20 protein-coding genes are annotated in these 24,640 nt (G+C 65.7%); 16 read left to right on the top strand and 4 right to left on the bottom strand.

Annotation, left to right across the window (positions count from 1 at the left end):
• The first annotated feature begins 165 nt into the window (after positions 1 to 165).
• The 6 genes from OKW30_RS30465 to OKW30_RS30440 all read left to right on the top strand — a co-directional run bounded on the left by OKW30_RS30465 (position 166) and on the right by OKW30_RS30440 (position 8,135).
• Positions 166 to 1,689, top strand: a complete 1,524-nt coding sequence (locus tag OKW30_RS30465; RefSeq protein WP_429348437.1) for a carbohydrate porin — start codon at positions 166 to 168, stop codon at positions 1,687 to 1,689.
• 181 nt (positions 1,690 to 1,870) lie between these two features.
• Entirely contained in the window at positions 1,871 to 2,965 is a 1,095-nt protein-coding gene (locus tag OKW30_RS30460) for a hypothetical protein (protein ID WP_429349195.1), read from the top strand.
• Between the two features lie 36 nt (positions 2,966 to 3,001).
• On the top strand, positions 3,002 to 4,321 hold the full coding sequence (gene efeB / locus OKW30_RS30455) for an iron uptake transporter deferrochelatase/peroxidase subunit (RefSeq protein WP_429348436.1): 1,320 nt from the start codon (positions 3,002 to 3,004) through the stop codon (positions 4,319 to 4,321).
• A gap of 71 nt (positions 4,322 to 4,392) precedes the next feature.
• Positions 4,393 to 5,424, top strand: a complete 1,032-nt coding sequence (locus tag OKW30_RS30450; protein WP_429348435.1) for an iron ABC transporter substrate-binding protein — start codon at positions 4,393 to 4,395, stop codon at positions 5,422 to 5,424.
• The gene (locus OKW30_RS30445) at positions 5,425 to 7,029 is read left to right on the top strand and encodes an ABC transporter permease (RefSeq protein ID WP_429348434.1); all 1,605 of its coding nucleotides are present in this window, start codon (positions 5,425 to 5,427) and stop codon (positions 7,027 to 7,029) included.
• 50 nt (positions 7,030 to 7,079) lie between these two features.
• Positions 7,080 to 8,135, top strand: a complete 1,056-nt coding sequence (locus tag OKW30_RS30440; protein ID WP_429348433.1) for an ABC transporter ATP-binding protein — start codon at positions 7,080 to 7,082, stop codon at positions 8,133 to 8,135.
• Between the two features lie 23 nt (positions 8,136 to 8,158).
• Here the strand turns inward: OKW30_RS30440 and OKW30_RS30435 are convergent, their stop codons facing one another.
• On the bottom strand, positions 8,159 to 9,016 hold the full coding sequence (locus OKW30_RS30435) for a LysR family transcriptional regulator (protein WP_090806141.1): 858 nt from the start codon (positions 9,014 to 9,016) through the stop codon (positions 8,159 to 8,161).
• Between the two features lie 102 nt (positions 9,017 to 9,118).
• Here OKW30_RS30435 and OKW30_RS30430 point away from each other — a divergent pair, with 102 nt between their 5' ends.
• On the top strand, positions 9,119 to 10,051 hold the full coding sequence (locus tag OKW30_RS30430) for a DMT family transporter (RefSeq protein ID WP_429348432.1): 933 nt from the start codon (positions 9,119 to 9,121) through the stop codon (positions 10,049 to 10,051).
• A 24-nt stretch (positions 10,052 to 10,075) separates the two neighbouring features.
• Here OKW30_RS30430 and OKW30_RS30425 read toward each other — a convergent pair whose 3' ends face one another.
• Positions 10,076 to 11,374, bottom strand: coding sequence for an MFS transporter (locus OKW30_RS30425; protein WP_429348431.1), 1,299 nt, complete (start codon positions 11,372 to 11,374; stop codon positions 10,076 to 10,078).
• Positions 11,375 to 11,579: 205 nt separating this feature from the next.
• Between OKW30_RS30425 and OKW30_RS30420 the strand changes: the two genes are divergently transcribed.
• From OKW30_RS30420 to mdcH, 8 genes are read left to right on the top strand one after another with little or no spacing between them, the layout of a single operon-like run.
• Positions 11,580 to 12,350 (top strand): GntR family transcriptional regulator, encoded by a 771-nt coding sequence (locus OKW30_RS30420; protein WP_429348430.1) that lies wholly within the window; start codon positions 11,580 to 11,582, stop codon positions 12,348 to 12,350.
• Positions 12,351 to 12,370: 20 nt separating this feature from the next.
• Entirely contained in the window at positions 12,371 to 14,041 is a 1,671-nt protein-coding gene (mdcA, locus tag OKW30_RS30415; protein ID WP_429348429.1) for a malonate decarboxylase subunit alpha, read from the top strand.
• A gap of 2 nt (positions 14,042 to 14,043) precedes the next feature.
• Entirely contained in the window at positions 14,044 to 15,009 is a 966-nt protein-coding gene (locus OKW30_RS30410; RefSeq protein WP_429348428.1) for a triphosphoribosyl-dephospho-CoA synthase, read from the top strand.
• 5 nt (positions 15,010 to 15,014) lie between these two features.
• Positions 15,015 to 15,338 carry a malonate decarboxylase subunit delta gene (locus OKW30_RS30405; RefSeq protein WP_184038621.1) on the top strand — a complete coding sequence of 108 codons (324 nt, stop codon included), beginning with the start codon at positions 15,015 to 15,017 and terminating at the stop codon, positions 15,336 to 15,338.
• Complete coding sequence (locus tag OKW30_RS30400; RefSeq protein ID WP_429348427.1) at positions 15,335 to 16,219, top strand: biotin-independent malonate decarboxylase subunit beta; 885 nt, start codon at positions 15,335 to 15,337, stop codon at positions 16,217 to 16,219. Before OKW30_RS30405 ends, OKW30_RS30400 begins: the two co-directional genes overlap by 4 nt.
• On the top strand, positions 16,216 to 17,037 hold the full coding sequence (gene mdcE, locus OKW30_RS30395) for a biotin-independent malonate decarboxylase subunit gamma (protein WP_429348426.1): 822 nt from the start codon (positions 16,216 to 16,218) through the stop codon (positions 17,035 to 17,037). The genes OKW30_RS30400 and mdcE overlap by 4 nt, the downstream gene beginning before the upstream one ends.
• Positions 17,037 to 17,735 (top strand): malonate decarboxylase holo-ACP synthase, encoded by a 699-nt coding sequence (locus OKW30_RS30390; protein WP_429349194.1) that lies wholly within the window; start codon positions 17,037 to 17,039, stop codon positions 17,733 to 17,735. Before mdcE ends, OKW30_RS30390 begins: the two co-directional genes overlap by 1 nt.
• Complete coding sequence (gene mdcH, locus OKW30_RS30385; RefSeq protein ID WP_429348425.1) at positions 17,735 to 18,667, top strand: malonate decarboxylase subunit epsilon; 933 nt, start codon at positions 17,735 to 17,737, stop codon at positions 18,665 to 18,667. The genes OKW30_RS30390 and mdcH overlap by 1 nt, the downstream gene beginning before the upstream one ends.
• Positions 18,668 to 18,933: 266 nt before the next feature.
• On the opposite strand, the gene OKW30_RS30380 is transcribed toward mdcH, so the two are convergent.
• A complete protein-coding gene (locus OKW30_RS30380) occupies positions 18,934 to 19,848 on the bottom strand; it encodes a LysR family transcriptional regulator (protein ID WP_429348424.1) in 915 nt (304 codons plus the stop codon).
• Between the two features lie 100 nt (positions 19,849 to 19,948).
• Between OKW30_RS30380 and OKW30_RS30375 the strand changes: the two genes are divergently transcribed.
• The gene (locus tag OKW30_RS30375) at positions 19,949 to 20,776 is read left to right on the top strand and encodes an SDR family oxidoreductase (RefSeq protein WP_429348423.1); all 828 of its coding nucleotides are present in this window, start codon (positions 19,949 to 19,951) and stop codon (positions 20,774 to 20,776) included.
• Positions 20,777 to 21,505: 729 nt separating this feature from the next.
• On the opposite strand, the gene OKW30_RS30370 is transcribed toward OKW30_RS30375, so the two are convergent.
• The gene (locus OKW30_RS30370; RefSeq protein ID WP_187631720.1) at positions 21,506 to 24,289 is read right to left on the bottom strand and encodes an ATP-dependent Clp protease ATP-binding subunit; all 2,784 of its coding nucleotides are present in this window, start codon (positions 24,287 to 24,289) and stop codon (positions 21,506 to 21,508) included.
• Positions 24,290 to 24,640: the final 351 nt, after the last annotated feature.

Raw genomic sequence — 24,640 nt, 5'->3', positions numbered from 1 at the left:
GCCAGTAATATTGTTGCGAATCGTTCTCATTTGTGTTGACTGCCGCAATACGCCTGCGTACGATCACGCCATCAGCCGCTTTGGCAGCCTGGGACAACACGCGATGTCGCGCCAGGCAGTCGCAGATTGATCACATCGATCGAAACAACACTCATAAGGATTTCGATGAAGTTCGCCCAACTCAACGGATCGCGTGCCAATGCGCGTCCGGTTTGCGACGCTTGCGCAGGTCCCGGCGCAACTCATCGTACGCGTTTGCCTTCGATGCGGCGCGTCGCACTGTGCACGGCCTTCGCGTGGGCCTCGTTGACCGGCCACGCGGCGCTGGCCGAAGCCAATCCCGATGCGAACCCGGAAGCGCCCGAGGCCGACCTGAACATTCAGGCGACGCAGACCGACCAGTGGACGGGCCTCTGGAACCGCCAGCAATTGCTCGGCGACATGGGCGGCCTGCGTCCGCGGCTCGGCAAGTACGGCATGACCTTCACGCTGACCGAAACCAGCGAAGTGCTGGCCAATCTGCGCGGCGGTCTCGCGCGCGGCGCCAACTACGACGGCGTGACCACCGCCACCTTGCAGATGGATACGCAAAAGGCGTTCGGCCTGCCGGGCGGCCTCTTCAACGTCAGCGCACTGCAAATTCACGGCGCGAACCTGAGCGCGAACAAGCTCGGCACGTTGAATACCGCGAGCGGCATCGAGGCCGACGACGCGACGCGTCTGTGGGAGCTCTGGTATCAGCAGTCGTTCCTGAACAAGCGCGTGGACGTGAAGATCGGTCAGCAGAGTCTCGACCAGGAATTCATCACGAGCACGTATGCGGCCCTGTTCCTCAACACGATGTTCGGCTGGCCCGCGCTGCCCTCGTACGACATGCCGTCGGGCGGTCCCGCCTATCCGCTCGCGGGTCTCGGCGTGCGCGTGCGCGGCCAGATCACCCCTTCGTTGACCGCGCTTGCCGGCGTGTATTCGGGCGACCCGCTCGGCAACGACCCGGACAACATGAGCGGCACGAACTTCAACCTGCATAACGGCGCGTTGTGGATCGGCGAGTTGCAGTACTCGATCAACCAGCCGGCCGAAGGCGAAATGGTCGGCACGGGCGGCGGCGGTCTGCCGGGCACCTACAAGCTCGGCGTCTGGTACAACACCAACAAGTTCGCCGATCAGCGCTACGACAACATGGGGCTGTCGCTCGCGAATCCGGCGTCGACCGGCATTCCGGTGAATCACAGCGGCAATTACAGCTTCTATGCGGTCGCCGATCAGATGGTGTGGCGCCCCGACTCCGACGAACCACGCAGTCTCGGCGTGTTCGCGCGCGTGATGGGCGCGCCGGGCGACCGCAACCTCGTGCAAGTCGCGGCCAACCTCGGCGTCGTGCTGAAGGCGCCGTTCAAGGGCCGTGACAACGACAGCGCCGGTCTCGCGCTGACCTACATCAAGGTCGGTAGTCACGTGAACGGACTCGACAAGGACTTCCTGGCATTCAACGGCAGCCCCTACGGCGTGCGCACCAGCGAAACCACGCTCGAGGCGACCTACCAATATCAGGTCAATCCGTGGTGGCAGTTGCAGGCCGACGCGCAATACACATTCAACGCCGGTGCGGGCCAGAACCCAAACGACCCGACGCAGCCGCTGCGCAACACCTTCGTCGTCGGCGTGCGGACCAATATCAACTTCTGACGCCGCCCGCCGCGCGCTTTCATCCTCGCAAGCACATGCGACCCCACGCAACCGGACCAGCGCTTCCCATGCTTTTAATCGTCGCCGCCACTCCCGCTTTGTGCACCCGCACGGAGGCCCGATCGTGAATCAACTCACGCGCAAGCTTGCGGCGCGCGCCGCGCGAGCCCTGCTCGCCGCGATGGCCGGCGCCGCCGCTCTCACGATGGCCGCCAGCGCGCAGGCCGAGCCGCAAGGCTTCCTTGAAACGATCAAGCATCACACGACGCTGATCAACACCGTGCCGGATAACGGCGACCAGAATCCGTACGCGCTCGTGGTCGCGCCGGTCAGCGCGGGCACCGTGAAGAAAGGCGACGTGCTGGTCGGCAACTTCAACAACTCGACAAACCTGCAGGGCACCGGCAGCACGATCATCGACTATCACCCGGACACCAGACAGATGACGGTGTTCGCGACCGTGCCGCGCGATCTGAAGGAATGCCCGGGCGGCATCGGCCTGTCGACCGCGATGACGATGCTGAAGTCCGGCTGGGTGATCGTCGGCAGCACGCCGAGCAACGACGGCACGACCGGCACCAAGGGCGCTGGCTGCCTGATCGTGATCGACCCGCAAGGCAAGATCGCGTCGACGGTCTCGACGCCGAACATCAACGATCCGTGGGGCAACATGGCGGTCGTCGACAACGGCACGAGCGCAACGCTGTTCGTCAGCAACGCGGGCTTCGGCGTCGGCGACGCGCAAGGCAATCCGCCCGTGTTCAAGCAGGCCATCGTGCTGCGCCTCGACCTCGACGTGCCGGCAGGCAAGCCGCCCGTCGTGAAGCAGGAAACCGTGATCGGCAGCGGCTTCGGCGCGCAGGCCGACAAGGGCGTGTTCCTCGTCGGGCCGACCGGCCTCGCGCTGTCGGCCGATCAGAAGCTGCTGTACGTGTCCGACGCGATCGGCAACCGCATCACCGAGATCGACGATCCGCTCACGCGCGACAGCAGCGCGGGCGTCGGCCGCCAGTTGACCGCCGACGGCCTGCTGCATCGTCCGCTCGCGATGGTCACCGCGCCCAATGGCCACCTGCTGGTGACCAACGCGTTGAACGGCCAGGTCGTCGAGATCGATCCGGCGACCGGCAAGCAGCTGTACGCACGCTGGATCGATACCGACAAGGCGCAATCGCCCCCCGGCAACGGCGACCTGTTCGGTATCGCGATGACGCCGGAAGGCGACGGCTTCTACTACGTCGAAGACGACGTGAACACACTGGTGCTCGCGAAGTAGGCGGCACCCACGCAGTTTCAAGAAGGTGAACTGGCCATGACAAACGATCACCCCCCACGGCCGTCACGACGCGGCTTCCTGAAGGCGGGGGGCGCGGCGGTCGCCGCCGGCGCGAGTCTCGGCGCAGGCCTCGCGACCTCGCCGCCCGCGCTCGCGAAGGCGCCCGCGCATAGCGCCCAGAACGCCGATCCGCAGTTCGCGGCCGAGCCGTTCTACGGTCCGCATCAAGGCGGCATCGTCACGCCGCAGCAGAGCCACACCTACGTCGCCGCGCTCGAGCTGACCACCGACAAGCGCGACGAAGTGATCGCCCTGCTGCGCACGTGGACCGAAGCAGCCGCGCGCCTGACGCAAGGCGGCACGGCCGTCGCGCTGCCCGCCGGCGACGGCGACGGCGGCGGCGACCGGGCCGCCCCCGATTCCGGCGACGTGCTGGGTCTCGGCCCGAACGGTCTGACGATCACGTTCGGCTTCGGCCCCGGCCTCTTCACGAAGGACGGCAAGGACCGCTACGGGCTCGCGTCGCGCCGCCCCGCCGCGCTCGTCGATTTGCCGCGCTTCAACGGCGATCAGCTGATCAAGGAGAAGACCGGCGGCGACCTGTTCATCCAGGCGTGCGCGAACGACGCGCAGGTTGCGTTTCACGCGGTACGCCAACTGACGCGCCGTGCCTACGGCGTCGCGGCGATGCGCTGGGGCCAGGCCGGTTTTCTGTCCGGTCCGCGCGCTCAGACGCCGCGCAACCTGATGGGCTTCAAGGACGGCACCAACAATCCGGCGACCGCGAAGCCTGAGCTGATGAACCAGTTCGTGTGGGCTCGCGCCACCGACGACGCGCCGTGGATGGAAGGCGGCACCTACACGGTCGTGCGCCGCATCCGCATCACGCTCGAACACTGGGACAACACCGAGCTCGGTTTCCAGGAACAGGTGTTCGGCCGCCACAAGTACAGCGGCGCGCCGATCGGCAGCAAGCATGAATTCGACGCGGTGGATCTGAAGGCCGAGGACAAGGACGGTAACCCGGTGATCCCCGAGAACTCGCACGTGCGTCTGTCGAATCCGGCGAGCAACAACGGCGCGCAGATTCTGCGCCGCTCGTATTCGTACAACGAAGGCACGAACTTCTATATCGAGCGCTGGCCGCCGTGGCGCCAGGAAACCGAGTACGACGCGGGGCTGATTTTCATCGCGTACCAGAGCGACCCGCGCACCGGCTTCATCCCGATCAACGACCGGCTCGCGAAGTTCGACATGATGAACCAGTTCACGACTCACGTCGGCAGCGCGATTTTCGTCGTTCCGCCGGGCGCGAAGCCGGGTTCGTATGTCGGCGCGGGGCTGTTCGAGACGTGATGCAGCAAATGAAGCACGCCGGGCGTGCAGCGCCTGGCTCACTCAACACAATCAAAACGGACTTCTGCAACATGGCTCATTCCTGGTTTGCCACCCGTCTGCGCGCGCTCGGCAGCATGGCCGCGCTGTCGCTCACCGCGCTCGCGACGATGCCGTCGGCGGCTCACTCGGCGTCGATCACGCTGTACAACGCGCAGCACGAGCAAGTCGTCAATCTGCTCGCAAAGGACTTCGAAAAGCAGTCGGGCATCTCGGTGAAAGTGCGCAGCGGCGAAGGCCCGGCGCTCGCCGCGCAGATCGTCGCGGAAGGCCCGGCGTCGCCCGCCGACGTGTACTTCACGGAGAACTCGCCGGAGCTGATGCTGCTCGAGGAAAAGGGTCTGCTCGCGAAGGTCGACGAAGCGACGCTGCGCGCGGTGCCGGCACGTTTCAATTCGCCGAGCGGTGTATGGGTCGCCGTGACCGCGCGCGAGAGCGTGCTCGCATACAACACGACGAAGCTGCAGCCGTCGCAACTGCCGCAATCGGTGTTCGACCTCGCGAAGCCTGAATGGAAAGGCAAGGTCGGCATCGCGCCGAGCGACGCCGACTTCCTGCCACTCGTGAGCGCAGTGCTGGCCCTGAAGGGTGAAGAGCAGACGCTCGCGTGGCTGAAGGGTCTCAAAGCCAACTCGCAGATCTTCGACGATGACGAAGGCGTGGTCGCCGCGGTCAATCGCGGCGCGGTCGCGACCGGTCTGATCAACAACTACTACTGGTCGCGTCTGCATGCGGAAATCGGCGATGCGAAAACCCGCAGCGCGATCTATCACTTCGGCCACGGCGACGCCGGCGCGCTCGTCAACGTATCGGGCGCGGGCGTGCTGAAGTCCGCGCACAACGCGGACGGCGCGCAGAAGTTTCTCGCCTATCTGGTCAGCGAACGCGCACAGCAGCTGATGGCCAACAGCCACGTGATGTTCGAATATCCGCTGCACGCGGGTGTCGCGCCGGACCCGATCCTCAAGCCGTTTGCCGAACTGACTCCGCCCACGCTGACGATCCAGCAGCTCGGCGACGATAGCCAGGCCGGCAAGCTGCTACGTCAGGCAGGCCTGCTGTAAATGAGCGAAGCACTGTCAGCCGGTCCGCCGGCTGTCCCCCCAGCCCCGGCGCGCGGGCGGACGCGCGCGCCGCGCGGCCTTTTTGCGGCGGCAGCACTCAGCGCTTTGCTGGTGCTGCTGCCGATTGCGTTTACGTTCTGGCGCGCGGCGAGCTTCGGAATCGGCGACGCGCTCGATCTGATCTGGCGGCCCCTCGTCGGCGAGCTGCTCGTCAATACGGCGTTGATCACCGTCACGACTACCCTCGTTTGCGCGGTGATCGGCACGGCCGCCGCGTGGTTCGTCGAGCGCACGCATCTTCCCGGACGGCGCGCGTGGGCGGTGCTGTGCGCCGCGCCGCTCGCGATGCCGGCCTTCATTTCGAGCTATGCGTGGGTGTCCTTGAGCGAGGACTTGCAGGACTTCAACGGCGCGTTGCTGGTCTTGACCTGCGCGTATTTTCCGCTCGTCTATCTGCCGGTCGCCGCTGCGCTGCGCGGCATGGACCCGGCACTCGAAGAAAGCGCGCGCGCGCTCGGCTGCAACCGCTGGACGAGTTTCGCGCGCGTCGTGCTGCCGCAACTGCGGCCGGCGCTGCTCGGCGGCATGCTGCTCGTCGCGCTCGGCGTGCTATCGGAATTCGGCGCGTTCACGCTGCTGCGCTTTCATACGTTCACCACGCAGATCTATGCGGAATATCGCACCAGCTTCGACGGCGGCGGTGCATCTCTGCTCGCGTGTCTGCTGATCGTGATCTGCCTCGTCGTGCTTGCGTTCGAGTTTCGCGTGCGCGGTGCAGCGCGCTATGAGCGCGTCGATCGCGGCACGCGCCGCGCGGTGTTGCGCTACGAGCTCGGCGGGTGGCGCTGGCTCGTCGTCGCGGGCTTTGCGCTGCTGACGCTTGCGACGCTCGGCGTACCGCTCGGCATGATCGGCTTCTGGCTCACGCAGCCGGGCGCGGCCGCCGTGACGCCCGCCGACGTATCGCCCGAACTGCTGTGGAACGCGACGTGTTCGTCGCTCGGTTTCGGCCTCGCGGCCGCCGCGCTGACCACGTTGCTCGTGGTGCCGCTCGCGTTTCTGCTGGTGCGTTATCCGACGCGTTTCGCGACGCTGTTCGAGCGCACCGTGTTTCTCGCGCAGGGCGTGCCGGGGCTCGTGATTGCGCTCGCGATCGTCTCGCTCGCCGTGCATGCGCTGCAGCCGCTCTATGAAAGTGCGACGCTGCTGATCGTCGCCTACGCGATCCTGTTCATGCCGGTCGCGCTCGTCAGCGTGCGCGCGGCATTCATGCAGGCGCAGCCGCGCCTCGAGGAAACCGCGCGCGCGCTCGGCCTTGACTGGATGCAGACGCTCGTGCGCGTCGTGCTGCCGCTCGCGGGCCCCGGGCTCGGCGCTGCCGCGGCGATGGTGTTCATCTCGGTCGTCACCGAACTGAACGCGACGCTGCTGCTGTCGCCGCTCGACACGCAAACGCTGGCGACCCAGGTGTGGGCCGACACGTCGACGATGGCGTTCGCCGCGGCCGCGCCGTATGCGGCGCTGCTGACCGGCATCTCGCTGTGCGCGTCGGGGCTGCTGTTCGCGCTGCTCGGCCGCTCGGCGCTGCTCGGCGAGCGCGGCTGACACGCGCCGGTTTTTTCATCGCTGCTTTTGTTCGACTACTTCGGATTTTCATGAGCGAACTTCGTATCCGCGGACTGCAGAAATCGTTCGACGGTCACCCGGTGCTGCACGGCCTCGATCTCTCGGTCGAGCGCGGCACGCTGCTCGCGCTGCTGGGGCCCTCGGGCAGCGGCAAGACCACACTGCTGCGGCTGTTGTGCGGCTTCGAGCGCGCGGACGGCGGCAGCGTCGAGATCGATGGCCGGCGCGTCGTCGGCGACAACCTGCACGTACCGTCGGAGCAACGCCGCATCGGCTACGTGCCGCAGGAAGGCGCGCTGTTTCCGCATCTGTCGGTCGCGGACAACATCGTGTTCGGTCTGCCTCGCACGCAGCGCCGCGCGCGCCATCGCGTCGCTGAGTTGCTGGAGTTGGTCGGCCTGCCCGCGCATTTTGGCGAGCGCGCGCCGCAGCAACTGTCGGGCGGTCAACAGCAACGTGTCGCGCTCGCCCGTGCGCTCGCACCCACGCCGACGCTGATCATGCTCGACGAGCCGTTCTCCTCGCTCGACGCCGCGCTGCGCGTCGAAACGCGCCAGGCGGTCGCAAGTGCGCTGGCCGCGGCCGGCGCGACTGCCGTGCTGGTCACGCACGATCAGTCCGAGGCGTTGTCGCTCGGGCATGAGGTCGCGGTGCTGTGGAATGGGAGGCTGATCCAGACCGCGACGCCCGAAGTGCTATACCGCCGGCCGGTGACGCGCGAGCTTGCGTCGTTCATTGGCGAGGCGGTGTTGTTGCCGGGCATCGCGCAACACGATCGCGCGAGTTGCGAGCTCGGCGAACTCCCACTGGTCGCGCCCGTCGGTCACGGTGCGGTCGACGTGATGGTGCGTCCCGAGCAGATCCGCCTGCTGCGCGCCGATGAAACCGCGCGCACAGGCGCCGCACACGACGCGCTCGTCACTGACGTGATCTTCCAGGGGCAGGACGCAAGCGTCGCGCTGCAATTGCAGTCCGCGACGCGGGCGATGGTGCGCGCGCGCGTGCCCGGTTATCTGTGCCCGCGTCCGGGTGAGCGCGTGCGGCTCGCGGTCGAGGGTGAAGTGACCGCCTATTCGCGCACCTGAACGGCTAAGGCTGGCACGCTTGGCTACCGCAGCGACAGATCCTGCACCATCTGCTGCGCCAGATAATCGCAGGTCGGCCGATCCGATTTCGCGCTGCGCGCGACCACGATTTCGAGCGGCGCGATTCTCGGCAGGCCTTGCGCGTCGCCGAGTATCGCGAGCCGCGGCGGCACGCTGCACCGCGTCAGTGCAATCACCGACAAACCGGCATCCACGGTCGCGACGAGCCCCATCAGGCTCGCGCTGCTGAACGCCGCGCGATAACGGATGCGCGCGCCATCCAGCGCAGCCAGCGTGTGCTGGCGCGCGACGCAGCCCGGCTCGTACAAACCCACCGGCAACGGCGAGGCCTTCAGCACCGGCGTATCGACCGACGCCCCCACCCACACCATCGGTTCGCTGCGCACGAATTCGCCGCGCATCCTGCGGTCGCGCGTGACGAATGCGAGGTCGATCTTGTTGTCCGCGAGCATTGGCGCGAGCGCCGTGCTCTGCGCGCAGACGATCTCGATCTCGACGCGCGGATACAGCGTCGCGAAACGCCGCAACACCGGCGATAGCAGCGACGACACATAGTCGTCCGGCGCGCCGAGCACCACCCGCCCGGTCACCTCGGGCCGCACGATCGCCGACCACGCCTCCTCCTGCAACGCAAGCGCGCGCCGCGCGTATTCGAGCAGCGTACTGCCGGGCCGCGTCAGCGACAGGTTGCGCGTGTTGCGTGCGAACAGCGTCGTGCCGAGCATCGTTTCGAGCCGCTTGATCTGCATGCTGACCGCCGCCTGCGAGCGATGCACGCTCGCCGCCGCCTTCGTGAAGCTGCCCGCCTCCACGACCGCGACGAAGCTGCGCAACAGATCGACGTCGAATTCAGGGTTCACGATTTATCAACCGGGCTTATGGAATTGCTCAATTTAATTCGTTTGTGAACAGACCACAAGCGGCGCAATACTCGCGGGCATCATGTTACGGAGTCGTTGCGCATGTCCCTCACCTCACGTCAACATGGCGCGATCACGCTGGCGAGCGGCGGCCTGCTGATGGGCACGATCGGCGTTTTCGTCGAGGAGGCGCGGCTCGATGCGCTGACGCTCGTGTTCTTCCGCTGCCTGTTCGGCTTTCTCTCGCTCGCCGCCTATTGCGCATGGAAGGGCTTTTTCACGCGCGCGCAGTTCACGCGCCGCACGGTCGCGCTCGCGCTGATTTCCGGCGTGCTGATGGTCACGCAATGGGTCGGCTTTTTCGATGCGATTCATCGCACCAGCATCGCGGTCGCGACCGTCGTGTTTCACGTGCAGCCGTTCTGGGTCGTGCTGATCGGCGCGGCGCTCTTTAACGAGCGGCTCGGCGCGGACCGGCTCGGCTGGATCGCGACGGCGTTCGTCGGGCTCGTGCTCGCGTCGGGCGTGATCGCGGCCGGAAACCTGCAAGGCCACAGCAGCTATCTGATCGGCTTGAGCGAAGCGCTGCTCGGCTCGCTGCTGTATGCGAGCGTCACGCTGATCGCGAAGAGCCTCGGCGAAATGCGCCCGCATCTGCTGACGCTCACGCAATGCGCGGTCGGCGTGATCTGTCTGCCGCTGATCGCGCCGCTCATCGCGCCTTTGACGCTCACGCATATCGGTCCGATGCAGTGGTTCTGGCTGATCGGCATGGGCGTGCTGCACACGGGATTGTCGTATGTGCTGATTTACGGCGCGCTGCCCAAGCTCAGCACGCCAGTGATCGCGGTGCTGTTGTTCGTTTATCCGCTGACCGCGATCGTCGTGGATGCGCTCGTGTATGGCCGTGCGCTGTCGCTCTCGCAACTGGCGGGCATGGCGCTGATCGTCGCCGCGAGTCTCGGCGTCAATCTCGGCTGGCCGTTGCTGACGCTGCTCCATCCGGGTGGGCGGGCACGCAGTCACGCGAAGTAAAGCGGCGCGCCGCCCGCCCGGTTCTTACTGCGGCAGCGTCTCGCCCTTCGTCTCCGGTGCGAACGGAATCACGAACAGGCCGAGCACGAACACGAGCGCGGTCAACGCGATCGGCACGCCGAGCGTCTGCATATGCAGCACCGCCGCGCCGAGCAGAAAGTTGACGCCGGCGCCGACGAAGCGTCCAAACGACGTGCAGAACGCAAACGCCGTCGCGCGTACGCGGGTTTCGAACTGCTCGGGCAGCCACAGGCTGAACAACGCGAAGTTGCCGCCGAAAAAGCCCAGCACGAACAGCCACGCGATGAACGGCGCGAGCCCGTTCGGCAGATAGAACGCCCAACCGAAGCTCGCCGCGATCGACACCGCCATCCCCGCGAAGTACACCGCGAGCGTCATCTTGCGGCCGATGCGCTCGGCCAGTGGCGGCAGCGCGAGACAACCGAGGATCGTGCCGATCGACAGCAGGCCGGTCGCGAGCGACGCGGTGCGAATCGAATCGCCCTTGGACATGCCGGCGCGCGCCGCCAGTTGGATCACCGCGGACGGCTCGTAGACGGCGCCCGCCCACAGCCCGATGATCGCGATGGTCAGCAGAATGCACGCGACCCATGTGCGACGCCGGTAAGCCGGCCCCAAGATCTCGCGCAACGGCTTCACGCGCACCGTCTTTGCGTGGGCCTTCTGCCACTTCTGCGGCTCCTTCACGCGCAGCAGAATCAGAATCGCGACGACGACCGGTACCGCGCCGGTCAGGAACATCGCGCGCCAGCCGAAATGCACGCCGACCGTGTAATTGAGCGCAGCCGCAAGAAAGAAGCCCGCGTAGTAGCCGGTCTGCAGATAACCGGCGCCCATTTTGCGACGATCCTCCGGCCAGGCCTCGGCAACGTAGGTGCCCGCGAGCGCCCATTCCCCGCCGATCCCGACGCCCGCGATGAAGCGATAAATACCGAGCTGCCACACATTGGTCGAGGTCGCGGCGAGCCCGGTGAAAATCGCGAACGTGAAGATGGTGGCGGCGAGCACCTTGGTGCGGCCGAAGCGATCGGCGAGCGGTCCCCAGATGAACGACAGTCCCCAACCGACCAGAAACAGCGCGAACAGGATCGATCCTGCGAGGCCGACATTCGACGGCGTCGCCGCGAACCCCGAACGCGGCAACAGCTCGGTCAGCGCGGGCGTGAGAACCAGCGCGTAAATGAACGAGTCCATGCCGTCGAGCGTCCAGCCGGCCCACGCTCCCCAGAACCCTGCGATCTGCGAACGATTGAGCGGTGTGCGCTGACGCGCGAGCGCTCGTCGGTCGGTTACCGTATTCATCATGCTCCTCCGGCCTACGATAGTTGAACGTAACGAAGAAAGGGACGGGCGCGCTTGGGGATGGCTCGACGACGTTGATTGATCAGCGATGTCCTCGTACAACTCATTCAGAGGACGGCGCGAGCACCTGCCTGGAATGTGGTTCAAGACTTCCGGGTTTGCCCGCGCTGAAATGCGCGTCTTTTTATATATAATATTTGATACCATGACCGACGCAACTGAAGGTTTTCCCCTGGAAGCCGCCATGTCCGGTTCGTTTCTTCCGGCCGCCGCGCCGCGCGAAAGCACCTCGCACATGATTGCTGAGGCGCTGCGCGCGGCGATCGTCGACGGCACGCTCGCGCCTGGCGCCCCGCTGCGCCAGGACGCGATTGCCCGGCATTTCTCGGTCAGTGCGATTCCCGTTCGTGAGGCGCTGCGCCAGCTCGAAAGCGAGGGCTGGGCACGCGCGGCGGTCCATAAAGGCGCGAGCGTCGCGCCGCTGTCCGCCAACGAAGCGCGCGAGATCTACGAGATCCGCTCGGCGCTCGAAAGTCTCGCGCTCGGCCTTGCGATTCCGCATCACACCGCCGCGACGCTGCGCGAAGCCAGGGAGTTGTGCCACGCCGCCGAGCGCGAAGAGGATCCGTCGCTATACGTCACGCGCAATGCCGCGTTCCATATGTGTCTCTACGCGCCCGCCGGCCGGCCGCAGCTCGAGGACATGATCGGCTTGCTGCACCGGCGCGGCGAACGCTATCTGCGCCTGAAGTTCGGCTTGCCGTCGTACAAGGGCGAGTCCGACAGTGAGCACGCCGCGCTGCTCGAAGCCGTCGAGCGCCGCGATATCGCGACCGCGCAGTCGCTGGTGGTCGCGCATCTGCTCGGCACCGGCGAGCTTCTGCATCGTTTCCTGACCGAGCGCGCGCGCGAAGAAGCGCTTGCGCATCAACCGAAGCCGCGCGGCCGACGCCCGCGCGTCACCACCGGGAGCTGATCGAACCGATGACCGAGCCGATGAACCACCCCGCCGAAGCTGCCGCATCGCGGTCCACTGCCCGCTCGTGGACGACCCGGCGCGACGAAAAGAACCGCCGCCTCGCGGCCATCGCGCCGTGGCTCGAAGACGGCGTGCTGCCCACGCACCGCATCGTCGATGCGCTTGAAACGCTGATCCAGCCCGGCGAGCGCGTCGCGCTCGAAGGCGACAACCAGAAGCAGGCCGACTTCCTGTCGCGCTCGCTCGCCACGGTCGATCCTCACAAGCTGCACGACGTGCATCTGCTGATTTCGAGCATTAGCCGTCCTGAGCACTTGACGCTGTTCGAGCGCGGCATCGCGCACAAGGTCGATTTCTCGTTCGCGGGGCCGCAGAGTCTGCGCGTCGCGCAACTGCTCGAAGACGGCCAGCTCGAAATCGGCGCGATCTATACGTATGTCGAGCTGTATGCGCGCATGTTCGTCGACCTGACGCCGCACGTTGCACTGCTGTGCGCGGACAAGGCCGACCGTCACGGCAATCTGTACACCGGCCCGAATACCGAGGACACGCCGACGATCGCCGAGGCCGCCGCGTTCCGTCACGGCATCGTGATCGTGCAGGTCAACGAGATCGTCGACGAATTGCCGCGCGTCGACATTCCGGGCTCGTGGGTCGACGTGGTCGTGCAGGCGGACCGGCCGTTCGCGGTCGAGCCGCTGTTCACGCGCGATCCGCGCCATATCGGCGACTTGCAGGTGCTGACCGCGATGATGGTGATACGCGGCATCTACGAGCCGTATGGCGTCACGTCGCTAAATCACGGCATAGGCTTCGATACCGCGGCGATCGAACTGCTGCTGCCCACCTACGGCGAATCGCTCGGTCTCAAGGGCAAGATCTGCCGCAACTGGACACTCAATCCGCACCCGACGATGATCCCCGCGATCGAATCGGGCTGGGTCGACAGCATCCATTGCTTCGGCAGCGAGGTCGGCATGGAGGCGTATATCGAGGCGCGCCCCGATGTGTTCTTCACCGGCAACGACGGCAGCCTGCGCTCGAACCGCGTGCTGTGCCAGTTGGCCGGGCAATACGGCGTCGACCTGTTCATCGGCTCGACGCTGCAGATCGATGCGGACGCGAATTCGTCGACGGTCACGCGCGGACGGCTCGCCGGTTTTGGCGGTGCGCCGAACATGGGCCACGATCCGCGCGGCCGGCGTCATTCGAGCGAGGCGTGGCTGAAGCTGTTGAAGGGCGACGGCGCGGTGTCGCGTGGCCAGAAGCTCGTCGTGCAACTCGCGGAAACGTACAAGAAAGGCGGCGAGCCGACCTTCGTCGATGAACTCGACGCGGTCGCGGTCGGCGCGAAAAACGGCATGCCGATCGCGCCGGTGATGATCTACGGCGACGACGTGAGCCATGTGGTCACCGAGGAAGGCATCGCGCATCTGCACAAGGCCGAAGGCATCGACGAGCGGCGCGCGGCGGTCGCGGCGGTGGCCGGTGTCACGCCGATCGGTCTGCGCGCGAAGCCCGAGAAAACCGCGGAATTTCGCCGGCGCGGCATCGTCGCGTATCCGGAAGATCTCGGCATCCGGCGCGGCGACGCGAAGCGTTCGCTGCTCGCGGCGCGCAGCATCGACGATCTGGTCACGTGGTCGGGCGGACTGTACGCGCCGCCCGCGCGCTTCCGGAGCTGGTGACGATGGCATCCGCTGCTGTTCTTCCTGAACGGTTGGACGCGCCGCATGCTTCGGTCCTACACGATGCATGTGGCACCTCGCCGGTCGCGCCGTTTTCCGACGCCCAACTCGCGCGCGACGCGATCATCGCGCTGATCGACGAGGCGGAGCTCACGCCGAAGCCCGCGCTCGTCGACCGGCGCGGCAGCGGCGCGCATCGCGACCTCGATCTCGAGATCATGCGGCGCTCCGCGCACGCGCTCGAACCGACCTTCGCGGCACTCGCGCGCACGGCGCGCCGCCGCGGCGAACCCTCGGCGCTGCTGCGCGCCGAGCTCGCGCAGATCGGCCGCGCGGGCGAACAGGAGATGATGCAGGCGACGGGAGGGAGCAATGCGCATCGCGGCGCGATCTGGATCATCGGCTTGCTGGTTGCGGGCGTGGCGCTCGAAACGGCTTCGAGTTCCTCCATGCGTGCGCACAGACCTGGCGATCCCAACCGTGTCGATACCTCGCGCATCTGCACGGTGGCCGCGCAGATCGCCTGCTTCCCGGACCGCTTCGCCGCTTCGTCCGATAGCCACGGCGAACGCGCGCGTCGACGCTATCAGGTCGGCGGCGCGCGGCGCGAAGCGCAGGACGGCTTTCCGCACGCGCTCGAGGTCGGCCTGCCGGCATTGCACGCGGCCCGCGCACGCGGTCTCGACGAAAACGCCGCGCGCATCGATGCGCTGCTCGCGATCATGAGCACGCTCGACGATACCTGCCTGCTGCATCGCGCGGGACTCGCGGGCTTGCATGCGGGGCAGCGCGGCGCGCGGCGCGTGCTCGACGCGGGCGGCAGTTCGACAGCCGCGGGCCGCGTCGCGCTCGACGCGCTCGAACGCGAACTGCTGTCGCTGAACGCATCGCCGGGCGGCGCGGCCGATCTGCTCGCCGCCACCCTCTTTCTCGACATGCTGGCGCATCGCGACGCCAGCCGGAGCTGAGCCTCATGGAACATCTGACCTTCGACTATCCGGCGCAACGCGCCGTCACGACCCGCGCGCACGTCGGCGTGGTCGGCTCGGGCGATCTGGAAGTGCTGCTGTCGCCTGCCGCCGCCGATCCAGGCGGTTCGGCGCTCGCCGCGCACGTGGTGGTGCGCACCAGCGTCGACGGCTATAGCCACATCTGGAAGAGCGTGCTCGACCGCTTCTTCACGCGCTACGACGGCGCCGCGCACATCGAGATCAACGACTTCGGCGCGACGCCGGGCGTGGTCGCGTTGCGGCTCGCCGAAGCGGTCGAAGCGGCCGAGGAAGGAGACAGCGTATGAGCACGAGCGCCAGCGTAGATAGCGCGCCGCTGCTGCGCGAAAGCTTCATCGAACTGCCCGCGCGCGAGCGCGCCCGCTCGCTGCTCGACGCGGGCAGCTTCCGCGAACTGCTCGGACCGTTCGATCGCATTGGGTCGCCTTGGCTGCCCTTGCAGGGCATCGTCTGCCAGGCCGACGACGGCTGCGTGATCGCGCGCGGCACGATCGACGGCGAACCGGTCGTAGTCGCCGCGATCGAATCGGCGTTCCAGGGCGGCAGCATCGGCGAAGTGTCGGGCAGCAAGATCGCCGCGGCGCTCGAGATGGCGCTACGCGACTGCGAGCGTGGCAAGCGCGTGCGCCCGGTCGTGCTGTTCGAGACCGGCGGCGTGCGGTTGCAGGAAGCGAACCTTGGGCTTGCGGTCATCGCCGAGATTCAGGCAGCGATCGTCGCGCTGCGCCGGCGCGTGCCCGTGGTCGGCGTGATCGCCGGCATGGTCGGCTGCTTTGGCGGCATGTCGCTCGCGGCCGCGCTGTGCTCGTATCTGATCGTGACGAAGCAGGGACGGCTCGGCATGAACGGACCTGAAGTGATCGAGCAGGAAGCCGGTATCGAAGAACTCGACGCGAGCGACCGCCGCCGCGTATGGCAACTGATCGGCGGCGAGCAGCGCGTCGCGAGCGCGCTCGCCGACACACTCGTCGACGACGATGCCGAGGCCGTGCGCGCCGCCGTACACGCCGCGTTCGCGCAAGGCGTGCCGGGCACGCATCGCAGCGAGCAGGTCGACACGTTCTTGCAGAGGCTCGCGCGGATCGATCCGGCGAGCGTCACGCCCGAGACGCTGCGTGATGTGTACAACCCGCAAGGGCGCGATGCGTCGAACAGGGAGCAGGCATGAACGACACGACACTCACGCGCGGCGCGCGCTGGTTTAATGCACTTGCCGGTGAACCGTCGAGCACGGCGCCCGTCTGGAGCGGCGATGCGCCGCTCGGCGGCGACACCGCGCGCTTCATCACGGTCGTGCCCGATCCCGCGAACCGTTTTCCGCGCGCGACCACCAACGTGGTCGGGCTCGAACAAGGCTGGCAACTCGCGCGCGCGGTGCGTGAAGCGATCGAAGCGGATGCGGGTGTGGATGCAGGCACGCGCCGCCCGATCGTCGCGATCGTCGACGTGAAGAGCCAAGCGTACGGCTATCGCGAGGAAATGCTCGGCATCCACCTCGCCTGCGCGGCCGCCGTCGACGCCTATGCGAGCGCGCGCGACGCCGGCCATCCGGTGATCGCGCTGATCGTCGGTCCGGCGATGTCCGGCGCGTTCCTCGCGCACGGCTATCAGGCGAACCGCATCGTCGCGCTCGACGCGCCCGGCACGATGGTCCACGCGATGGGCAAGGAAGCGGCCGCGCGTGTCACGCGCCGCACGGTCGAAGAACTCGACGAACTCGGCGACACGATCGTGCCGATGTCGTATTCGATGACGTCGTTCGCGAAGTTGGGGCTGCTCGATCAGTTGATCGAAGGCATCGACGCGGACGCGCCCGACGCGGCACAGATCGAGCGCGTGCGCACGGTGCTGGTCGAGCAGATTCGCAGCGCGCGCGAGGGGGATCGTACGCTCGCGCGTCGGCTGGAATCGGCGGCGGCGCGGCAGACTCGCGCGGCGTCGATCGAGGTGCGGCGGCGTCTTGCCGAACAATGGGATGCCGTGTGATGCGCGTGTGCGCGGCTGCGCCCTTCTCCACCGTGCACGCCACGTCGTGCGACGCGCGGTGGCGGCCGCATGATCTGCTGCGCTTGCGGCGGCTGGACTCGCCCGATGACGAACCAGCGTGGGTTCGCGACGCGTTCGAACGCGCGCCGTATGCGGTCGTTCGACGCGCGCTCACCGCTGATGGTTTCGTCGCGATCGGCGTGCGCGGTGCGAAGCGAGCGCAACGCTACGGCACATGGGTGCATGCGGACGATATCGTCGGTGCCGTGCCGCCGGAATCGCTCGCGCAGACGCAAACCGATGCTGGACGTGCTGCATTGCCCTCGTTCGTTGCACTGCTTTCGTTGCAACGTGATTCGGGCGGTCCGCTTGGTGGATTCGCTTGGGGACCTATTGGCAGCACCGGCTTTGAACTGGCGACGCACGTGCCGACTGTCAACGAAACGAGCGACCTCGATCTGTTGATCCGCGTGCCGCAACCGCTGGCGCTGAATGTCGCGAGTGCTTTGCTGGAGCAACTGCAAACGCTCGCGGCGCATATCGGTATCCGCATCGATGCGCAACTCGAAACGCCCGCGGGTGGCGTGGCGCTCGCGGAATGGGCCGCAGGCAAGGCGCGCGTGCTTGCCCGCGATGCGAGCGGCCCCCGCTTGATCGCCGATCCGTGGGCGGCGGTTGCTCACCATGGCATTGCCTGATGCTCGCGCTTCTGTTCCCCGGCCAGGGTGCGCAGAGCGAAGGCTTTCTGCATCGACTGCCGCAGCATCGCGCGGTACAGGACACGCTCGCTGAAGCCTCCGACACACTTGGCATCGACGTGCTGACGCTCGACTCAGCCGACGCTTTCGATTCGACGGTCGCGGTGCAACTGGGCTTGACCGTCGCGGGCGTCGCGATCATGCGCGCGCTCGCCGATGAAGGATTGGCGGCGCAGATCAGCGCGGGACTGTCGATCGGCGCGTATGCGGCGGCGGTCAGTTGTGGCGCGGTGGCGTTCCGCGACGCGCTGAAGATGGTGCAGCGACGCGCCGAGCTGATGGAAACCGCTTATCCGGCGGGCTATGGTCTCGCGGCCGTCTCCGGCTTGAGCGAGCGGCAGGCGGAAACGCTCGTTGCACAGCAGGCCGCGGAGCAACGGCAACGCGTGTATGTCGGCAACGTCAATGCACCGCGCCAGATCGTGATGGCCGGCGCGGACGATGCGCTCGACGGGTTCATCGAACGCGCGCTCGCGGCCGGCGCGCGCAAGGCCACGCGGCTCGCGGTCAGCGTGCCCTCGCATTGCGAATTGCTCGCGCGCGCGAGCGACGAACTGCTGGCGTACTCGCGCACGTTGCATTTTGAAAGACCGCGCGGTGTTTATATCGGCAATCGCGGTGGACGCCCGTTATATACGGCCGATGCGATTCGCGAGGATCTTGCGACCAATATGCGTTACACCGTGCGCTGGTTCGATGCGCTCACCGTGATGCAGGAAATGGGCGCGCAGGTGCTGGTCGAGGCGCCGCCGGGGCAGGTGTTGACAGATATCGTGAGGGAGAATTTTTCTGAGGTCAGTGCGCTGGCTGCGAGTACATTGCCGTTTGACAGGTTGGTGGGGACGGTACTCAGGCGGTTGGAGCGTGGCTGACGGGGTGTGCTTTGCGGTGTGCGAATGCGGCTGGGCCAGGGGCGTCTGGGAGCTTCGGCCGCGCATGACTTGGAGCGTCAGCGCCGGCGCGTAGCCGAACGGCAGAAAATGGCCGCCCGCTGCCCGAGGCAGTCCGCGCTGGTCTGCCCGATCAGGTCGTTCGATGGCGACCACCGTCATGACTGTTTTCAATCCAGTTACGACTTGAGCTCGAGTTCAGCTAACGGTTGCATCAAAGGCCGTGCGAAGCTGCTGATTCGCGGAAGCTACCTCGACGGCTCGGACACGCTGCCGGGCAGTTGCCGCACCAGCTCGATGAATGCCCGCAACCCGGCGGGAATATGTCGGCTTCCGGGAAAATAGAGAAACAGTCCGGGAATGAGCGGGCACCAATCGCTCAGCACCGCAACGAGCCGCTTGCGTGCCATCGCGTCGCGCGCATACGGCTCGGGTACGTATGCAATACCGAGTCCCCCCAGTGCCGCTTCGATCATCAACGTATTGCTGTCCATCGTGAGCGCGCCGGGCGGATCTATCGTGAAGGCCTGACCGTGACGCGCAAACTCCCATCGATAGCGTTTGCCACTGGGCAGACGTTGCCGGACGCAGCGATGGGCCTGCAATTCGTCCGGCACGGCAGGCCGGCCATACTTGCGCAGATAACGCGGCGACGCCACTGCAACAAAGCGTGAATCCTCGCTGACCCGTACCGCGATCATGTCCTTGGGTACCGCTTCACCGAGCCTTACGCCTGCATCAAAGCCTTCCGCGACGATATCGACGAAACGTCCGTCCGAGACGAGATCCAGCTCCATCTGCGGATACATCGCCAGAAAGCGCGGCACGACAGTCTGGAGCAGTTGACGGATCGCCCCGTCGCTTCCATTGATGCGCAGCGTGCCGCGAAGCGCCTCATCTTCCCGCGCGACCTCGTCGAGCACGTGATCGAGATCGCTCAGCACAGGGCGCAGACGTGCAAGCAGACGCTCCCCCGCTTCTGTCAGGGATACGCTGCGCGTGGTCCGGTGCAGCAAGCGCACATCCAGATCGTTCTCGAGTCCGCGCATCGCATGGCTCAGCGCCGAACGCGACACGCCCAGTTCGCCTGCGGCCTGCACGAAGCTCCGCCGCGCGGCGACGACCATGAACGCCTGCAAATCGTTGAGAGTCGGTTTGCCCATTGGTGAATTTCCTTCAACACGTCATGCCGATCGGCCTGGCTTCTCCGACGAATTCCATTGTTCTAGCATGAACTCCTGATCCTTCCAACGGAGCATGAGCATGACGAAGAACTGGCTGATCACGGGCGCATCGAGCGGGCTGGGGCGTGGGCTGACGGAGAAGCTGCTGGCACGCGGCGACGGCGTTGTCGCGACGCTGCGCAGGCCCGGCGCATTGGACGATCTGCGCAAGCAACACGGCGACCGACTGGAGGTCGTCACTTGCGACCTGACGAACGTCGATGCAATCAGAGCCGCTGTAGCGCAGGCATTTGCTGCGCTCGCGCGCATCGACGTCGTCGTCAGCAACGCGGGCTACGGGCTGTTCGGCGCGGCCGAAGAGCTCGACGACACCCAGATTGCACGGCAGATCGAGACGAATCTGACCGGGTCGATCCAGTTGATACGCGCGGTCATTCCGCGTCTGCGGGAACAGGGCGGCGGACGGATCGTGCAGGTGTCGTCGGAAGGCGGCCGAATCGGCTATCCGGCTTTTAGCATTTATCACGCGGCGAAATGGGGAATCGAGGGTTTCGTCGAAGCTGCCGCGCAAGAAGTCGGACCGTTCGGCATCGACTTCGTGATCATGGAGCCCGGTCCTACGCGCACCAACTTTGGCGCGGGTCTCGACCGCGCGGCGCCGATGCGCGTGTACGACGACACGCCCGTCGGTGAAATCCGGTGCGCACTCGACGCTGGCTATTTCGATTTTGCGGATGCGGCGAAAACTGTCGACGCAATGATCACCGCGATCGACAGTCCGTCCCCTCCGCTACGGCTTGCGCTGGGCAAGTCTGCGTACGAATCGATACGTGCGTCGCTGACAAAGCAACTCGCGAGTCTCGAGGCGCAGAAGGAGATCGCGTTGTCGGTGATGGAGCGTGGATAGCCAGATGGCGAGCCACTCGATGGCCCCGGAACGTAGCGCAAGCGACGTTTCCGAAGGATGACGTCCAAGGGATGAAGAGATTCGAACAGCCGAACACTTCGTCAACCAAGGGAGCAGATGTGGCCGGTCCGTGGTGGAGGGGGAAGTATAGCGGCAAGCGCGCAGCAGTCCCGCACCGTGTGGCTGGCGGGCGCAATCGCGTTGCGCATCTTGACGTCGCGAGCAGCCGGCCACGGCTGTATGGTCGCATCTTTCGCGCGTTTCTCAACGCCGGGCGCTGCCGGCGACGGAAACCGTCGGGGAAATGCTTTCGTGCCGGTCGTCCCGCCGTTCGCGCTCGCCGCGGAAAATGGCGTGGTGCGATTCTTTCGCGTGGGCAAGAAGTGCATCTTCTACCGAGATCAGAGCATCCAGCAGTTCACGTCCGTGGATCTCGACGACAAATGCGTCGTGTTCCGGATCAGCAATTCGCGACGGACAAAGGCCACGGTGCGCGCTTCAGATCGCGCGCGAGCGAGGAGCCCATACTGTCTGCATCACGTCCTTCCTGTCGTCGCCGATCACACGCTACGCCGACATGTCGCTCATCACCGCCGAGCAGGCCGATGCGAGCATCGATCTTCGTCACGGCAGCCGTGACCGCGGGCAACTGATATCGCCGCTGCGCTCCGGCAGTGTTCTTCACCGAGCGTGGCGCTCCACGAAATACACAAATGCCGACGATGGCGATCAGGAATCGGTCTTCGAGGATTCCTTCCTGTCCTGGTCCGACTTCGGCGCGCCCTTCTTGCTCGCCGGCTTGCCCTTTTTCTCCTTCGGCTTTGCTTCAGCTTCGACCGTCGTCAGCGTCACCTTGTCCGAGCCCTTGTCGAAGGCCACATCCACGGTATCGCCGGACTTGATCTTGTCGCCCAGCATTTCCTTTGCAAGCCTCGTCTCGAGTTCCTGACGAATCTGGCGCTTCAGCTCGCGCGCACCGAATTCCGGTCGATAGCCCACGTCGGCGAGATGATCGATTAGCGAGTCCTGCACCCTGAGCGTAATGCCCTGCGCCGCCGCGGTCCGCACTACGCGATCGATCTGGATCTGCACAATCGCGCGGATGTTCCCGCGCGAAAGTCCGTGAAAAACGATGATCTCGTCGATGCGGTTCAGGAACTCGGGACGGAAGTGCCCCTTTAACACGTCCATCAGCTTCTCGCGGATTTCCTTCTCCGAATCGCGATCCTTGTCGCTCTTCTCGAGGTTGTCCATGATGATCGACGACCCGAGATTGCTGGTCGAAATGATGATCGTGTTGCTGAAGTCGACTACCCGGCCCTTGCCATCGGTGAGTCTGCCGTCGTCGAACACTTGCAGCAGCACGTTGTTCACATCCGGATGCGCCTTCTCGATTTCATCGAGCAGGATCACGCAATACGGACGGCGGCGCACGCGCTCGGTGAGCTGACCACCTTCGTCATACCCCACATAGCCCGGAGGCGCGCCAATCAATCGAGCGACCGCATGTCGCTCCATGTATTCCGACATGTCGATGCGAATCACGGCTTGCTCGTCGCCAAACACGGTTTCCGCGAGCGCCTTCGCAAGCTCCGTTTTCCCGACACCGGTCGGACCGAGGAACAGGAACGTCGCAATCGGCCGATGGACCTGACCCATGCCGGCGCGCGAGAGACGTACGGCATCGCTCACGGCGAGCACGGCTTCGTCCTGCCCGACGACGCGCTCGCGCAGCTTGTTCTCCATGTCGAGCAGCTTCTGCCGCTCCTCTTGCGTCAGCTCGGTGACCGGTATGCCGGTGAGACGCGATACGACTTCAGCGACTGCGGCGACCGTCACTTCGAGCGTCTCCGATCCGGTCTTGCGCTGCCACGCTTCGGTTAGCTCGTCGAGGTTCGCCTGCTTCTCCTTGATGCGCTCCTCGAAGCCCTTGGCCTCGTCGAAGCGCTTGCGCGACGATGCATAGTCCTGCTCGCGTTTGAACTGCGCGATCTCCGCTTCGAGTTCCTGGATGTCAGGCGGCCGGGAAGTCGAGCCAATGCGCACGCGCGCCGCTGCCTGATCGATGAGATCAATCGCCTTGTCCGGCAGATAACGCGAGGTGATATAGCGATCGGAAAGCTCTGCCGCCGCGACGAACGCGTCGTCCGCGAAGGTCACCTGATGGTGCGCTTCGAGCTTGTCGCGCAGGCCGCGCAGAATCACGATGGTCTGCTCGACGGTCGGTTCCGGTACCAGAACGGGCTGGAAACGCCGCTCGAGCGCCGCGTCCTTCTCGATGTACTTCTGATACTCGTTGAGGGTCGTCGCGCCGATCAGGCTCAGCTCGCCGCGCGCGAGCGCGGGCTTGAGCACGTTGGCGATATCGAGACCGCCTTCGCCGCCGCCCTGTCCCGCACCGACGATGGTATGCAATTCGTCGATGAAGACGATCAGCTCGCTCTGCTTCGCGGTGATTTCGTCGATCAACTGCTTCGCGCGCTCTTCGAATTCGCCGCGATACTTCGCTCCAGCGACCATCGAATTGAGGTTGATCTCGACGAGCCGCCTGCCGCGCAGATCCTCGGGCACGTCGTCGTTCACGATGCGCTGCGCCAATCCTTCCACGATCGCGGTCTTGCCCACGCCCGGTTCCCCGATCAGCACCGGATTGTTCTTCTTGCGCCGCGCGAGCACTTCAATCGTGCTCTCGATTTCCTGCGCGCGTCCCAGTACAGGGTCGAGCTTGCCCTGCCGCGCCATTGCGGTGAGATCGCGTCCGAACTTGTCCAGTGTCGGCGTGCCGCTGGGCGTGTCGACGCGTCCATCTTCCGCACCCTTGCCGACGACCTTCACCACTTTCTGCCGCAACGCCTCGGGCGTGACGCCGTATTTCCTGAGCAACGCGCCCGCGATGCTGTCCGGAACGGCGGCCAGGCCGATCAGCACGTGCTCGGGACCAACATAGGAATGCCCCAGTTCTTGCGACGCCTGGAACGAGTATTGAAACGCTTTCTTCAGCCGCGGCGAGACCGTCATCTTGTCGATGGGCGCGTCGGAGTCGGCGTGACCCTTTTGCGCGTGCTGGTCGATGTATCGTTTGATGTCCTCCGGCGAAAGCTTCAATTCCTTGAAGAGCGCCGCGACAACGTCGGTGTCGGCGAGGACGTACAGCACATGTTCCGTGTCGAGCTCGGTGCGCTGCAGTTCGTGAGCTTTTTCCGCCGCGCGCTGCAGCAGTTCCATTGTCTGCTCGCTGAACGCATCGGTGGCATCGACGGACTCGCGCGGCACAGAAGCGACGAGTCCAGCGTCGTCGTCATGCTCGTCTCCGGCCGCGCCGGGAAGCTCGCCCAATAGACGCGAAAGACCGCCGCCGAGCAGGGAATCGAACGGATTGAGCATGCTTTGATGGCGCATCAATTGACGGTAATCGTAATCACAGATCGACATCGATTTACGCTGGCCGTTTTGTACTACCGTCACTTGTGCAACTGCGGGCCGGGCATGACAAATTTCGCAAAGGGCAGGCATGGTCAACCTCTCCATTTACAGGACGGCTCAAGTTGAAGCCGAACGATTCACGCGATTGCGGAACGATGCACGCGTGACGCCAAGCGACCGCTGGCTCGACGAGAGCAACCCCGTCGTCATCAGGATGACTCTCCCCATGAGTCTTTCATCTAGCCGAGATTCGTGATCGAGGATCCCCAAGCGTGGTTTGTGCCGAGCGGCCTTTGCGACCGGGCCGGAGCCCGAAACGACGTGGAATCTGATCGGGCGACTCAGTGACGTGCCATGAACTCCATGTGATGTTCGTGGCGCAGCATCAGCTGCCTGTCGATTCCCAGGCAGCTGACGCACGGGGGCGCGGCCTCGCGGAAA

The organism is Paraburkholderia sp. Clong3, assembly GCF_050436485.1.
GTDB lineage: Bacteria > Pseudomonadota > Gammaproteobacteria > Burkholderiales > Burkholderiaceae > Paraburkholderia > Paraburkholderia tuberum.
This window is presented reverse-complemented; position numbering and strand designations above follow the sequence as displayed.